General features: G+C 37.8%; 14 protein-coding genes. All 14 read left to right on the forward strand.

The genetic code is table 11. The features are described from left to right. The first annotated feature begins 9 nt into the window (after window positions 1-9). Window positions 10-2,148 carry a heavy metal translocating P-type ATPase gene (locus KH109_RS05615; protein WP_295216636.1) on the forward strand — a complete coding sequence of 713 codons (2,139 nt, stop codon included), beginning with the start codon at window positions 10-12 and terminating at the stop codon, window positions 2,146-2,148. A 115-nt stretch (window positions 2,149-2,263) separates the two neighbouring features. Continuing rightward, window positions 2,264-2,668, forward strand: a complete 405-nt coding sequence (locus KH109_RS05620; protein WP_295216639.1) for a hypothetical protein — start codon at window positions 2,264-2,266, stop codon at window positions 2,666-2,668. Beyond that, window positions 2,661-3,503 carry a hypothetical protein gene (locus KH109_RS05625; RefSeq protein ID WP_295216642.1) on the forward strand — a complete coding sequence of 281 codons (843 nt, stop codon included), beginning with the start codon at window positions 2,661-2,663 and terminating at the stop codon, window positions 3,501-3,503. Before KH109_RS05620 ends, KH109_RS05625 begins: the two co-directional genes overlap by 8 nt. A 49-nt stretch (window positions 3,504-3,552) precedes the next feature. Beyond that, a complete protein-coding gene (locus KH109_RS05630) occupies window positions 3,553-4,344 on the forward strand; it encodes an ECF transporter S component (RefSeq protein WP_295216645.1) in 792 nt (263 codons plus the stop codon). A 67-nt stretch (window positions 4,345-4,411) separates the two neighbouring features. Further along, on the forward strand, window positions 4,412-4,555 hold the full coding sequence (scfA, locus tag KH109_RS05635) for a six-cysteine ranthipeptide SCIFF (RefSeq protein ID WP_004693318.1): 144 nt from the start codon (window positions 4,412-4,414) through the stop codon (window positions 4,553-4,555). Window positions 4,556-4,721: 166 nt separating this feature from the next. Next, the gene (scfB, locus tag KH109_RS05640) at window positions 4,722-6,131 is read left to right on the forward strand and encodes a thioether cross-link-forming SCIFF peptide maturase (RefSeq protein WP_039969275.1); all 1,410 of its coding nucleotides are present in this window, start codon (window positions 4,722-4,724) and stop codon (window positions 6,129-6,131) included. Window positions 6,132-6,166: 35 nt separating this feature from the next. Next, window positions 6,167-8,446 carry a carbamoyltransferase HypF gene (hypF, locus tag KH109_RS05645; RefSeq protein WP_295216648.1) on the forward strand — a complete coding sequence of 760 codons (2,280 nt, stop codon included), beginning with the start codon at window positions 6,167-6,169 and terminating at the stop codon, window positions 8,444-8,446. Window positions 8,447-8,589: 143 nt separating this feature from the next. Next, on the forward strand, window positions 8,590-8,841 hold the full coding sequence (locus KH109_RS05650) for a HypC/HybG/HupF family hydrogenase formation chaperone (protein WP_060924796.1): 252 nt from the start codon (window positions 8,590-8,592) through the stop codon (window positions 8,839-8,841). Next, entirely contained in the window at window positions 8,801-9,919 is a 1,119-nt protein-coding gene (gene hypD, locus KH109_RS05655) for a hydrogenase formation protein HypD (RefSeq protein ID WP_295216651.1), read from the forward strand. Before KH109_RS05650 ends, hypD begins: the two co-directional genes overlap by 41 nt. A 1-nt stretch (window position 9,920) precedes the next feature. Then, window positions 9,921-10,928 (forward strand): hydrogenase expression/formation protein HypE, encoded by a 1,008-nt coding sequence (gene hypE, locus KH109_RS05660; RefSeq protein ID WP_295216654.1) that lies wholly within the window; start codon window positions 9,921-9,923, stop codon window positions 10,926-10,928. 258 nt (window positions 10,929-11,186) lie between these two features. After that, window positions 11,187-11,633: a hypothetical protein gene (locus KH109_RS05665; RefSeq protein ID WP_005387067.1), complete on the forward strand. Its 447-nt coding sequence runs from the start codon at window positions 11,187-11,189 to the stop codon at window positions 11,631-11,633. A gap of 108 nt (window positions 11,634-11,741) precedes the next feature. Further along, entirely contained in the window at window positions 11,742-12,860 is a 1,119-nt protein-coding gene (locus tag KH109_RS05670; RefSeq protein WP_295216657.1) for a hypothetical protein, read from the forward strand. Between the two features lie 37 nt (window positions 12,861-12,897). After that, a complete protein-coding gene (locus KH109_RS05675) occupies window positions 12,898-14,451 on the forward strand; it encodes an LptA/OstA family protein (RefSeq protein WP_295216660.1) in 1,554 nt (517 codons plus the stop codon). 13 nt (window positions 14,452-14,464) lie between these two features. Continuing rightward, window positions 14,465-15,328 (forward strand): UTP--glucose-1-phosphate uridylyltransferase GalU, encoded by an 864-nt coding sequence (gene galU, locus KH109_RS05680; RefSeq protein ID WP_005387062.1) that lies wholly within the window; start codon window positions 14,465-14,467, stop codon window positions 15,326-15,328. Window positions 15,329-15,504: the final 176 nt, after the last annotated feature.

The raw sequence follows: 15,504 nt of genomic DNA on the forward strand, positions 1-15,504 counted from the left end.
GATTTAACTATGTTACAATTTTCTGTTGTACGAAAACTCAGAAATCGCTTGCATGTTAAGGTAACTGGTCATCGCTTTACAGAGGCTGAAGCAGCTTATGTAGAGGATACATTGCTCCTTAATGATGCAATTGTAGATGTAACCTTCTACACTCGTAGCAGTCAAATCGCCATTAAACATAATGGCGATTCTGATTCTGTGCGTGATGCAGTGTTAGCTCTACGCGATTTAGATTTGTCTGAAGCTCCTGCTTTAAACGAATATTCTCCTCGCTTGGTAAATAAAAAATACCGTGAAATGATGATCAACCGTACTGCACTTTACTTAGGTAAAAAAGCAGTGCTTCCTACACCGATTGCGGCTGCATGGGCTTGGTTTGACGGTATTAAATTTATCGGTAAAGCGATTAAAACATTGTGGCAACGTAAGTTAACTGTCGAAGTACTTGATGGTGTAGCTATTGGTGCTGCATTACTTCAAAAGGATTACCCTACAGCTGGCGCTGTTATGTACCTATTAGGTATTGGTGATATCTTAGAAGAATGGACTCACCGTAAATCCGTATTAAATCTCGCTCAAAGCATGTCCTTGAACGTAGATAAAGTATGGGTTTTAGTTGATGACATTGAAGTGAGCAAGCCAGTTAACGAAGTTGTAGCAGGTGATAAAATCATTATTCGCCAAGGCGAAGTGATTCCATTGGATGGCGTCGTTATCGATGGTGTTGTTCTTGTTAATGAAAGCTCCATGACTGGTGAACCAGAAGCGGTTCGTCGCGATCAAGACAGTTCTGTATATGCAGGTACTGTTGTTGAAGACGGTAAAGCTATTGTAGAAGTACGTAGCACATCCAAAACATCTCGTTACGAAAAAATCGTTAACCTCATTGAAGAGTCTGAACAAATGAAATCCGGTATGGAACAACAAGCATACCGCATGGCTGATAAATTAGTTCCAATAAGCTTTATTGGTGCTGGTTTAACATACTTGTTGACTCGTAATGTAATGAAAGCATTGTCTTTCGTAATGGTTGACTTCTCTTGTGCTCTTAAATTATCCATTCCATTAGCAGTACTTTCCGCTATGCAAGAAGCATCTAAACGCGGTATCACAGTTAAAGGTGGTAAATTCTTAGAACAAATTGCACAAGCAGATATGATTGTATTCGATAAAACAGGCACTCTTACAAAAGCAGAACCTGAGTTTGAACAAATCATTCCATTTAATGGTCATGATGCAGATGAAATGTTAAAATTGGCTGCATGTATTGAGGAACATTTCCCTCATTCCATGGCAAAAGCAATTGTACGCGCTGCTAAGGATCATGACTTGCCTCACAAGGAAATGCACTCCGACGTAGAATACGTTGTAGCTCATGGTATTGCATCTAAAGTTGGCCGCTACCGTGTACGCATTGGTAGTGCTCACTACATCTTTGATGATGAAAAAACAAAGATTCCTGCAGATGAACAAGAAAAGTTCAATAATTTGCCAAATTCATCTTCCCATATTTACCTCGCTATTGGAGGTACACTAGCAGCGGTTATTTGTATTAAAGACCCTGTTCGTGAGGAAGCAAAACAAGTTATAGCTGATTTACATACATTGGGCATTAAAAAGGTTGTCATGATGACTGGCGACTCCAAACGTAATGCACAACGTGTAGCTGACGAACTCGGCATCGATGAATTGCATGCAGAGGTATTGCCAGAGGATAAAGCAGCTTATGTAAAACAAGCAAAAGCTGAAGGTTATACTGTCATGATGGTAGGGGATGGTATCAATGATTCCCCAGCAATTTCTGAAGCACATGTTGGTATCGCTATGAATGAAGGCGCACCAATCGCTCAAAAAATTGCAAATGTTACTATTTCTTCCGATCATCTACAAGCTCTTGTAGATTTACGCCGCATTTCTATGGCATTGATGAAACGCATCAAAGCTAATTACAATGGTATCGTTGGTTTCAATGGTGCCCTTGTTGGTGGTGGCGTACTCGGTATTATGCCTCCAAGCCAAACAGCTTGGTTACATAATTTATTCACATTGGGTATCGGCTTAGAAAGCATGACTCCATTGTTGAAAAAAGAAGAAACAAAGGACGCTGTTCCTACAATTGATGTAACAGCTGACTCCGTAGTAGCTTAATTATAAACCTCCATATAAGGTATTCATTTACCTATATGGAGGTTTTTCTTTTTTGATGACATTTATCTATGATTATTGTAAAATACAAAGAGATTACATATCATAGGAGATCTTTATGAACACATTAATGGATATTTGTAAAAGATCCATTTACTTGAATCTATTTATTGTAGTAATTCCTATTATTGCATATATGATTCATAATGGATCAAGTGCGACGGTAGCACTTGTATGGTATTTACTTTTATCACTAGTTATGCCTTGGGCATATTTATCGTTTAAAAGTAGTACCTTTGGAGATGGTAAATCGATTAGCCGTATTGCCTATATTATAAGTTGGATTATCATCCACGGTATTAGCTATAAAGGTATTTTTCTCGGTGTAGATTTATCGATGCTATGGAGCTGGCCAACAGCTGGCCGAGATGTAGCTTTTTTAGTAGCTATGTATATCGGTGTTACTATTAGCTTGATTTTTGCATATGGTCTTACTCGTTTAGTAGGAGGCCGTAATGAATAAGAATTTCTGGTTATTCACCGTTGTCTGTGCATTATTTGTAAGTGCTGTAACGACAGTTCTTTCCTTGAGTGGAGCGCTAGCATTACCAATATTAGTATTCCCTGTATTGTCTCTTGTAATACCTCTCATGGTACGAAGATTGAAGAATGCTAAATTTAACGATGACCTACCATTGAGTATGGGATATCATACGTATAGTTGGGCTTGGTGGACTGTATTTTCATTTCTTCATACGCCCTTTAGCTTTACTGCAGATAGTGGAATTGTAACAGCATTACTCCTCTTCGTGGTGTATTTTATAGTTCAAGTCCTTATTGAACTTTGTGGGTTGCTAGCTACTAAGTTTTTCAATCGAAATCATCGATGGGGAATGGTAGATGAAGCACTCGATATAATTGGATATACTATTCCAATTCCATTCTTATATATTGGTTCACTTCTCTATATTGATCTACAAGATCCAATGGTTTATTTCATGTATGCGTCATCTATGAATGTGAATATACTCTTTGCAGAATTGGTGTCATTACTTATATCCTTATTGGTCTTCGTATTCTATTTATATCCAAGAGACATAGCCTATAAAGGTATACGATTATTTCGTATTGTTTTAACTGCTGGTTTATGGCTCGCTATGAATGCCCATATTTTATATGGTGGTTATATTCCAGAGTTTGTTTTATCTTTAGTTCCCACCGTTTTTCCAACGTATCAAGGTAATCCACTAGTGTTTGTTACCCCAACTTTGTTAGAAGCTGGTATAACAGGTGTAGCAGTGATTATAGGTGCATTGGTAGAGCGTGGTATTATTTCACGACGCCGTGAACGTATTTAATTTCTAGTTTCGACTTATATCCGTAAGGAATGAGAACGAAGGAGGATCTATGAACAACAATGAACGTCTAGTGGATGATAACTCAACTGTATCAATCCAAGGTAATGAAACGACTAGCCCTGTTGAACGTAAAAAGGTTAAAAAAGAGAAAAAGAGTGGTATTACTATTCGTGAGCTTACCATTATTGGTTTGTTGGCGGGGATCACAATCGCATTAGGTGTATCTGGATATGGGATTATTCCATTGGGGCCTCTTAATGTGACAACTCTACATGTACCGACACTTATTGGTGCTATTGTAGAGGGCCCTAAGGTAGGTGCCTTTGTAGGCTTTATCTTTGGTTGCTATAGCTTGTGGCAAAATATTACAGCTCCAAACATTTTATCCCCACTATTTATTAATCCAATCATTTCTGTGTTACCACGTATACTTTTCCCTGTATTAGCATATTTAGTATACTTATTATTGTGGAAAGCACCTCAAGGTCCACGCATTCTTGTATCTGCATTTATGGGTACTGTATTCCATACAATTATGGTTATGGGACTTATCTTCTTGCTTTACGCAGATATGTTTGCTATTAAAATGAACCTAAGCCCAGATCAAGTTTTAGGCTCTATTGTATTCTTATCTGTTACACACGGTATTCCAGAAGCTGTTTTTGCAGCTGTTATCGTTACTCCAGTTGCATTGGCATTACGTAAGGTATTGCGTAAGGATACTCCTAAGAAAGAAAAAACTGATGCTGTTACAAGCGCTGCAACAACAGTAGGAGCGGATGAAAATAAAACTACAGAAGTTAATAAAATAAAATCTGTAGAAGAAAACATAACTAAATAGTATTTTACAGGCTTTTCATAAATATGATAAAATAAATATCATTCGATAAGTATTGAGGAGGATAACCATGGCTAAACGTATTCGTACTATCAACACTGAATCCTTACAAAAAACTGCTAAAACTGGCGGTTGTGGGGAATGTCAAACATCTTGCCAATCCGCTTGCAAAACAAGCTGCACAGTTGGTAACCAAGTTTGCAAACAAAAATAATAAAGAGGCTCGCTTAGCGGGCCTTTTTTATTTATGTGTATAATACATACTTTGTATGGTATATCTTTATGACTCTTTTCATAACGTTTAGCATGGAAATGTGGTACAATTATCTAGAAAGTTCTATATAGTAGAACTTTTACCATACATAATAATTGGAGGTACCATGTTAGAATTAAAACCAATGATCCATAAGTTTCGGATGAAGGATAACTATTACTGCTTAGATGTTAATAGTGGTATTATTCACGTTATCGACGAACTCATTGATAGAGTTCTTGACATATATGATGGCACTAATCGCGATGCAGTACATGCTGCATTAGATGCTAAAGAAGATGCCGTAGAACTTGATGAGATTATGGATGAGTTAGATGAGCTCATTAAAGCAGAGCAATTGTTTGCTCCCATGAGTACAGAGTTTAAACTTGTAGTAGGTGAAAAACCTATTGTTAAGGCATTATGCTTAAATATTGCTCATGATTGTAATTTAGCATGTAAATACTGTTTTGCCAGCCAAGGTGATTACGGCGGTGTAAAACGTGAATTAATGAGTTTTGATGTGGCGAAGCGTGCAGTGGACTTCCTTATTAAAATGAGCGGACCTCGTCAACATTGTGAAATAGATTTCTTTGGTGGAGAACCTTTATTGAACTGGGATGTTGTTAAACAAACCGTTGAATATATTGAATCCATTCAAGAAAAGCACAATAAGATTTTCAAGCTTACATTGACTACAAACGGCATGCTCTTAACACAAGATAAAATCGACTATGTAAACGAACATAAGATGAGCCTTGTATTATCTTTGGATGGTCGTGAATCTGTACATAATGCGATGCGTCCTGTAGCTGGTAGTGGTGCGGAATCTTACAAATATATTGCTAAAAACCTTATCAATGCAGTAAAACAACGCCATGGCCTTGAATACTACGTACGTGGTACGTATACACATAAAAACTTAGACTTTACAAAAGACGTTATGGCTATGTCTGATCTTGGCTTCGAACATTTATCCATGGAGCCTGTAGTAGGTGAAGAGGGGGACTATGTTCTTCGCGAAGAGGATTGGCCTGTATTGGAAAAAGAATATGAAAAATTAGCAGATATTTATTTACAACGTCAATTAGATGGTTGGGGTGAGAAGTTTAACTTCTTCCACTTCCGTATGGATTTGTATCGCGGTCCATGTATGGCTAAACGCCTTCGTGGTTGTGGGGCAGGTCATGAATATATGGCAGTCGTACCTAATGGCGATATTTACCCATGTCATCAATTCGTAGGTAAAGATGGATATGTGCTTGGCAATGTGTATGATGGATTACAAAATACAGAAATTCCTAAAGATTTCCGTAATACACATGTATTCTCTAAACCAACTTGTGCTGAATGTTGGGCGAAATTCTTCTGTTCTGGTGGCTGTCATGCTAACAACATTACATTAGGTGGCGATTTAGAAACACCTTATGAATTTGGCTGCCGCTTACAAAAGAAACGTATTGAATGCGCTATTATGATTCAAGCCGAGTTAGAACAAGCTGGCATTGATGGCAGTATTCCTGTAGCATTAGGTTAATAGCCATTAATTCTCCGTCTATAGTAGGAGTTTATATGAAACAAAATAGTAATCAAACTATAGAACGCTGGGGAATTCGTTATACCGGTATAGTTCAAGGGGTCGGATTCCGGCCCCTTGTTTCTATGTGGGCACATTCCCTAGGTTTAACAGGTTTTGTATATAATGATAGCCAAGGTGTTTACGTCGAGATACAAGGTTGTACTAGTGATTTGCAGTTGTTTTTAGATGCGATTCAAGATGACCAACCTCGATTGTGCCGCATTACAAGTCAACGGGTACAACATCTTACTATACAAAACAATGAAGTTGAGTTCTCTGTGAAGCCCTCTCCATTAGGTGAAGAGGTTAGTACGTTTATTAGTGCGGATACAGCGCCATGTGATGACTGTCTTAAAGAACTAGAACAGGACAAGCGTAGGAAAGAATATCCTTTTATTAATTGCACAAATTGTGGCCCTCGGTATACGATTATTAAATCTTTACCTTATGATCGTGAGCGAACGACGATGGATGAGTTTCCTATGTGTGAAGCTTGTAAGGCTGAATATGAGGATATAGAGGGGCGCCGTTATCGTGCTGAACCTAATGCGTGTTCTCTTTGTGGGCCGCATTATACTCTATATAAACCTAATCGTACGGTTGTAGATACAGTAAATGTATGGAATACAACCCGTGAATTAATTAACGAAGGTAGTATTATCGCTATAAAGGGGATTGGCGGCTATCATTTAGTTTGTGATGCTCGAAATGATGTAGCGGTCCAACGCTTACGTAAGCGTAAAAACAGACCACATAAACCATTAGCAATTATGGTGGGGTCTCTAGATACGGCAATCGAGCTAGTCCATCTTAGTGATGTAGAACTAGATATTTTGACTGGAATGGAACGTCCTATCGTATTATTAGAAAGAAATCACCATAGTTTAGTCCATTTGAGTACCCATGTAGCGCCAGATAATCATATGCTTGGCGTAATGTTACCATATACACCGATGCATGAGGTACTATTACCATCAGATGCGGCGTGGGTCATGACGAGCGGCAATCGTAGCGGTGATCCCGTTTTATATGATGATAATCAAGCATTTGAAGAGTTAGGGGCAGTGGCTGATTATTTTTTGGTCCACAATCGGAAAATTTATGCACCTCTCGATGATTCTGTTGTAACTGTTATTCATAAGAAACCTCGATTTATTCGTCGTAGTCGTGGCTATGTACCAGAACCTATTCATTGTGAAATTTCAGGGCAAACTTCGATATTAGCCATGGGTAGTGATTTAAAAAATGCTTTTGCTGTGAATAAAGGTTCTGAAGTTCTTGTAGGACCACATATTGGTGATCTACAGAATGCATCAACTCATGCAACTTTGGTGTGGACTATTGACCGATATGAGAAATTATTTTCTATACGACCAGAGAAAATCATTGTAGATAGTCATCCTCAATTTTTCTCTTCTCACTTAGGGGAACGTATTGGTAAAAGTTCTCAGATTTCTGTTACACCGGTCCAACATCATCATGCTCATATTGCATCAGTTATGGCAGAACACAATCTAGAAGGCCCTGTACTAGGTATTGCCATGGATGGTACAGGATATGGTCCAGATGGGACCGTATGGGGCGGTGAATTCCTTCTTTGCAAAGGCAACGAATATCAGCGATTAGCTCATATCCATGAAGCACCGTTACCAGGTGGAGAAAAAGCGGTTTCTGAGCCATGGCGTCAAGCCTTATGGTATATTAGAAATTATTACAGTAATGATATTCCACCTGTTTATCAAGATTGGATGAATAGGCTGCCTAAAGGTTGGGAAATATTAGATAAAGCATTACAATCTACAATGCCTATGATTCAAGCAACGAGCTGTGGACGTTTATTTGATGCAGTAGGTTCTCTTTTAGGACTAGGCATGATTCATACCTATGATGCGCAAATTGCTATTGCATTAGAATCTTTATGTGGTGATGAAAAAGGCACATTGCTTGATTATATCTATGACGGGCGAATTCTTGATTTTACTCCAACTGTTCAATCTATTATGGATGGTGTCGTTAAAGGTGAATCTAGAGCTCATCTTGCAGCATCATTCCATAAAACCGTTGCCATTGCATTATGTGAAACTTCAGCCGATTTAATGGAGCGATATAATATTAGTGATGCGGCCATATCAGGCGGTGTATTTCAAAATCGCAAATTAGTAGAGTTAATATATCGTGCTTGGCATGTAGGCAATTTATATATGAATGAGGCTGTTCCTTCCAATGATGGGGGCTTAGCACTCGGACAATTATGGATTGGTAATCAGAAATAGTTATATACTCTTGTAGCCAGTATCACTTAATAAATACTATAATTGTGATACAATAATATTAGAAATATTTATATATAATGAGTTTGCTTACATAAAAGTAAACTTATAGAATTTGTTATTAAAGTAATATATAAGGAGATAATATGTGCTTAGCTGTACCAGCACAGTTAATAGCTGTGAATGATGTTATTGGCACTGTAGAATTAACAGGTGCCACCCGTGACTGCAGCTTACTCCTCGTACCAGAAGCAAAGGTAGGGGACTGGTTGTTAGTCCATGCAGGTTTTGCTGTACAAATTGTTGATGAAGAAGAGGCACAAAAAACATTAGAGGCCTTTAAGGAGCTAGAAGAACTTGAAGAAGCTTACTTTGCAGGAAAAGCAGAACAGTGCTGATGTATTGTTAAAACGTATCAATGCTCTTCATAAGCCAGGGGAAACCGTGAGACTTATGGAGGTTTGTGGTACACATACTGTATCGATTTTCCGTGAAGGTCTTCGTCAGTTATTGCCAAGTGGCATTGAACTTGTTAGTGGACCAGGATGTCCTGTATGTGTAACGGATCAAACGTATATGGATAAGGCTTTGGCTTATGCTGAACGTGATGATGTTATTATTGCAACCTTTGGGGATATGTTAAAGGTGCCCGGTAGTTATAGTAGTCTTAGTGAAGCTCAAACAAAGGGCGCGCATATCCATGTAATTTATACGCCTTTAGAGGTAGTAGAACTTAGTAAGAAATATCCGGAAAAGAAAATCGTATTTTTAGCCATAGGTTTTGAAACGACTATTGCCGTTATTTGTGCAACTGTAAAAGCAGTTCATGCAGCAGGCTTGAAGAACGTGTTCTTCCTTGTATCTCATAAATTAGTGCCTCCTGCATTGCGAGCTTTATTAGATAAACAAGAAGGTCATATTGATGGTTTTATTTTGCCGGGTCATGTGAGTGTTATTATCGGAGAAGAACCATATCAATTCTTACCTGAAGAGTATCACATACCATCATGTATTGCTGGTTTTGATGGACTTGAAATTTTATCTGCTATAGCAAATATTTTAGAGCAACGAAAAACTAGTAATTTTATAGTAGGCAATACATATCATTCTGTAGTTATGCAGAAGGGTAATCCCGTAGCGCAAGCGATGATCAAAGAGGTATATGATGTATGTGATGATGCGTGGCGTGGTATAGGTGTCATTCCAAATTCTGGTTTAAGATTGAAGGACGAATATGCAGCCTATGATGTAGAACGTGCATTACCTATCCATCTTGAACGACCTTCTCTTGATCCGAAGGGTTGTCAATGTGGCCGTGTATTGCAAGGTCTTATTAAGCCGAGTGAATGTCCATTGTTTGGTAAAAGTTGTACTGCTGACCATCCAGTTGGTGCCTGCATGGTATCTGTAGAAGGTAGTTGTGCTGCATGGTATAAATATGGTTATTCCAGTGGTGGATCGACGTGGGAGGATTAATATGGAGCGAGTTCGCTTAGTCCATGGAAACGGTGGTCGATTTAGTCATGAGTTGACCGAGCGTTTTATTTTGAAATATTTTACAAATGATTTATTAGCTCCTTTACACGATGGTGCTCAATTTCCCGTTACAGAAGGACGTATGGCGTTCTCTACAGATTCCTATGTAGTACAACCAGCGTTTTTCCCTGGCGGAAATATTGGTAAATTAGCTGTATGTGGTACAGTGAATGATTTAGCTATGAATGGTGCTATTCCACAATACTTGAGTTGTGGGCTCATTTTAGAAGAAGGCCTTGCCTTTAATGAGTTAGATGAAATCCTTCATACTATGTCAGATATGGCAAAAACTGCAAATGTACAAATTGTTACAGGAGACACTAAGGTTGTCAAAAAGGGTGAGGTAGATAAAATCTACATAAATACTGCGGGGATTGGTATGATTCCAACAGGGATAGATATTGGTCCGCATCGTGTAAAGCCGGGAATGGATGTTATCTTATCTGGTGCTATAGGGGATCATTCTATTGCTGTTATGGGACAACGGTTTGGATTAGACCTATCTGATTCTTTAAAAACTGATTGTGCCCCTTTAAACAATATGGTTCATGCCGTACTTGATAAAGTGGGGCCTCAAGTGGCTCTATTGCGAGATCCAACACGTGGTGGTTTAGGTACTGTTTTAAAAGAAATTGCAGACCAAAGTCAAGTTGGTATTAAGGTAGAAGAAGCAGCTATACCGGTTCACGCTGAAGTACAATCTGTTTGTGATATTTTAGGATATGATCCATTATATTTAGCCAATGAAGGTAAGGTAGTGCTTGTGGTAGACTCATCGGTTACCGATGAAGTTTTATCTATTCTTCATGGCTTTGAAGAAGGCAAAGAAGCTGTATTAATCGGTAAAACATTAGATAAAAATATTGGCAAGGTTGGATTGCAAACCGCAATTGGTGGTGTCCGTTTAATTGATTTGTTAGGTGAAGATCAAGTCCCTCGTATCTGCTAATTATATAGACTAAGATTATTTTATATTTAGCTGATTTTATATGTATAAAAAGAATTTTTGTACTTATAGGTTGTGAAGAATAGTAGATATTGACAATAATCTTTTAGGATAGTAGTATTAAATTAAGTTGTGTAAAATTCATTGATTGTTCATCGGACTTTTATACAATGCTAGTATCTTTATGTGTAAGTTCTTATACTTTCACTAGAATCTATGTATAGAATTTGTTAAAATATAAGTATCTATAGGAGGCTTATTATGAAAAAGAAGATTATTACAGCTGTTCTAGGGATTTGTTTAACTACAACTGCATTTGGTGGCATCTTGACTACTCAAGCTGGCGGCCTTAGCAGTATTCTTGGTGGTGCAGCTAAAATTGGTGGTATCGGTATTGTTATCAATAAATTCGGTCCTCAAATTGACTCTTTCTTAAATAAATTATTGAAACAAAATAACTTAAGCACAGAGTATACAACTAAAGTTGTACCTATTATCAGTATTGGTACAAAAGGTTATATTGGTGCTGCTCAAGTAACTGGCCCAGCATCTAGCATTGAACAAGTTAAAGCGGTTGCTCAAGTTGAAGGTAGCTTTAACGGTATGGTTCGTGTAAAAGGTTTAGTACCAGTTGATAGCACAAACCCAGTTGGTGCATCTCGTGTTCAAGGCGTAGGTGTATCTGCTATTATCGATTTGAAAATTTAATGGCCACTGAGCATATAAAATAGTAGACTCAGGGAATAAGCACGGTCTTAGGCCCGTGCTTATTCTGTTGTATAACAGTTATACATTAGATACGTTGTGGAGGAATTTATGAAGAAGCAAGTACTTACACTTTTAATGGCATCCTTGATTTCAGGCACTGCATTTGCTGCTCCTGGTACAGTTACAGAAAAAACAAATGTTTTAGAGACTACTGTATATGGCGCTGTACAAGATGGTGCTGTAGTGGACCGCATTAATCAACTTGATGAAACCGTGTATGGTACTGGTTTCAATGGCAATTCTGCTACATTGAGCAAACGTGTCGATTCCCTTTATAACTCCGTAGAAGGTAGCGGTACAAATATTTCTTTGCGCGAAGAAATGGACGCACTTGAATATACATATCAAAATAGCATTAATGCAGGTTCTCTTGTTGATCGTGTAGAAAAGATGGAACGTAGCGTTAATGGTCGTATTGGTAGCGGCTCTTTACAAAAACGTATTATTTCTTTAAAAACAAAAGTATATGGCAGCAATGTAACGCTCACAAATCAAGTGGGTACATTAGCGGGCAATCAAGTTTTCAAAGTTACATTGAATGATGCTGTTTCTTCAAAAACTAGCCATGAAGGCGACACTGTTGCTTTCACAGTAGCTGAAAATGTTATGGATGGCAATGTGTTATTAGTTCCTGCAGGTACAGTAGGTTCTGGTACAATTACTTCTTTGAAAAAGGCTCGTTCCTTTGGTCGTAATGGTGCATTAGATATTACATTCGATACTATTCCTGCTATCGATGGTACAGAATTCACTGCTGTACAAGGTAAAGAAGCTAAAGACAAAACTCGTAATGAAGTAAAAGCTGCAGGTGCATCCGTAGCTGGTGCTGTTTTACTTGGACCGATAGGTTTAGTAGGTGGCGCTTTTGTTAAGGGGAAAAATATTGAGTACCCTGCTGGTGCAACAATTTATGTACAACCTCAAGATTCTGTAACAATTCAAGGTCTTGTAATTGGTGGTGACGGTTTGGCTCATAGTGATGATGAATTGGCTGAAGCTGTAACTGTACCGAATGCAGCAGATGAATCTGAAGAAACTGTAGATACTAATGAAGCGGCTGTTGATGAAAATGAAACAACAACAGAGGAACCAGCAGCAGTAGAAGAACAAGAAGAACAAGTAGAAAATGTTTCTCAACCTATCGTGGTTGTAAAGCGTAATCAATAATTAACAAATTCTTAAAGCAAGAGGAGTTCTAGTAACCATGAGGAAACGTAAAGTACAATGGCTGGCAGCGGCATGTGTTTTCTGTTTAGCACAACCAGTATGGGCCGCTACAGAGTCAACCACGGTATATCAAGATCAATTGGATAGCGTTGATCAATCCTATCTTGGAGAAATCTCTAAAGCATCTACACCTGACAATAGTAATATCCGTGTTGTACGTCGTGGTGAAAAGGCAAAGTCTGATCAACCTACAGAACAGTTGCCGACTCGTATTGATGCAGATAAAATGTCCTATACAGGGTCCACTGGTGATGTATATGCACAAGGTGATGTAGTAGTGACTCAAGGTAATCAAACCTTGATGTCTCCGCGTATAGAAGGTAATACGAAAACTACAGAATATCGTACTGTTGGTGGATATCGCTTTTTAGAAAATGGCGGTAAAACTAAGGATATTACAGGTCAAAATATGACATATCGTACTAGTGATCACCATTTTACAGCTGATCAAGCTTTTGGTTGGAATGACCCTTACTATGTAAAAGGGCAAAATGCTACATTTGATGGTGAAACTGGTCATATGGAAAAAGGCATGGTTACCACAAAACATGCTATGGCTTTTAAACATACACCTGACTATCGTGTAGAAGGTCAAGATATCAAGGTATATCCTGGCGATAAAGTAGTTATCAAAAAACCATCCTTCTATATTAAAAACTTCAAGGTTTTATCCTTGCCTTCTTATACAGCATCCCTTCGTCATGATAAAGAGGGTAAATTTAGTATTTTCTCCTTGGTTCCAAAACCTACATATAGTAGTGATGATGGCATTGGTTTGCATGGTAGTACAGAGTATCCAATCGGTAAGCATGGTGAAGCCTATATTGATTACCGTTGGTATTCAAAGTCTGGATTTAAACCAAAAGCAGGCTATAGACATTACTTACCTTGGGGGACTGCTTCTATTGGTTACAGTAAAGAATCTAATGAGTATAACGATGAAACTGTATGGGTAGAAAAGATTGGTGAAGCTCGTTTAGATACTCATACATACCATGTTGGTAAATCTCCTGTTACTGTACGTGGTGGTGTTAATGCCGGTTATTGGAAAGAGGGTTCTGTAAAAGGTTCTCATAAAGAGTATTATACAGAAGTATCTCATGATCCAATTAAGCTTTGGAAAAATGCAGATTTACGTTTCTTAGGTGGTTACCAACGAGATTATTATGGTTATAATGGTACGATTCGTAGCATGCCTTATTGGGGCGCTCGTTTCCAATCTAAAGTGGGAAATCGTGCTAATGTATGGGTTAGTTATAATCAACGTAATATTTCTTATAACAACTCTCCATATCGATTCGATACGACAGAGCTTCCTAAGGAGCTTATTTATGGTGGCTCTTATAAATTAACTCGCTTGGATGATGTTTCTGTAAGTGTTAAAACAAATATGATGAGTGGTCAAATAGACTCTGTATATTATACATGGCATCGTGACTTACACTCCTTTGATCTATACTTAACTTATAAGGATGCACATAGAAGCAACAATGATCAATGGAAGATCAAATTTGTGGGCAAAGACTTTTAATTAGGAGATAACTATGCAACGTATTAGAAAGGCCGTTATTCCAGCAGCTGGCTTTGGTACACGGTTCTTACCAGCTACTAAAGCACAACCAAAGGAAATGCTTCCTATTGTAGATACACCAGCTATCCAATATATTGTGAAAGAAGCATTAGATTCTGGTATTGAAGAAATCCTAATCATTACAGGTCGTAATAAACGTGCTATTGAAGACCATTTCGATAGCAGTGTTGAATTAGAATTATTGTTACAAAGCCAAGGTAAAAATAAACAGTTGGCTATGATTAAGGATTTAGCAGATATTAAGGTTCACTTTATCCGCCAAAAGGCACCACGTGGTCTTGGTGATGCTGTACTATGTGCTAAAGCTTTTATTGGTGATGAACCATTTGCTGTATTGCTTGGTGATGATATTGTATATAATCCTGAAAATCCATGCTTAAAACAGTTAATTGAGTGTTATGACGAACATCCTGGTATTATTCTAGGGGCTCAATTTGTACCGGAAGATAAAGTCAGCTCTTATGGTATCGTATCTGGTGAAGCATTGGCTGATAATTTATATCGCGTTCATAACTTGGTGGAAAAACCAAAAAAAGAAGATGCTCCATCTAGACTTGCTGTATTAGGTCGTTATATTTTAACTCCAGATATTTTCAATATTTTGGAAAATACAAAACCAGGCGTAGGTAATGAGGTTCAATTGACTGATGCGTTAGCAGCATCTAAAACTGACACCTATGCATTGGCCTATGAAGGCATTCGTTATGATACAGGTGATAAACTAGGTTACTTGAAAGCTACTGTTGAGTATGCATTGCGCAATGAAGAATTAGGTGAAAACTTCAAGGCATACTTAAAAGAGCTAGATCTTAAATAACAAATCTATAAGATTTAACCTTATGAAAGAACCTATGATATATCATGGGTTCTTTTCTTTTGGTAGTACATTTAGCTCATATAGATATATTATTTTATATTTGTTAACAAATGGATAATGACTTTTGTTGACGAATGAAAAGATGTTGATTATAATCAATTTATTGAATAAATAAA

It is taken from the genome of Veillonella sp., from assembly GCF_018381775.1.
Taxonomy (GTDB): domain Bacteria; phylum Bacillota; class Negativicutes; order Veillonellales; family Veillonellaceae; genus Veillonella.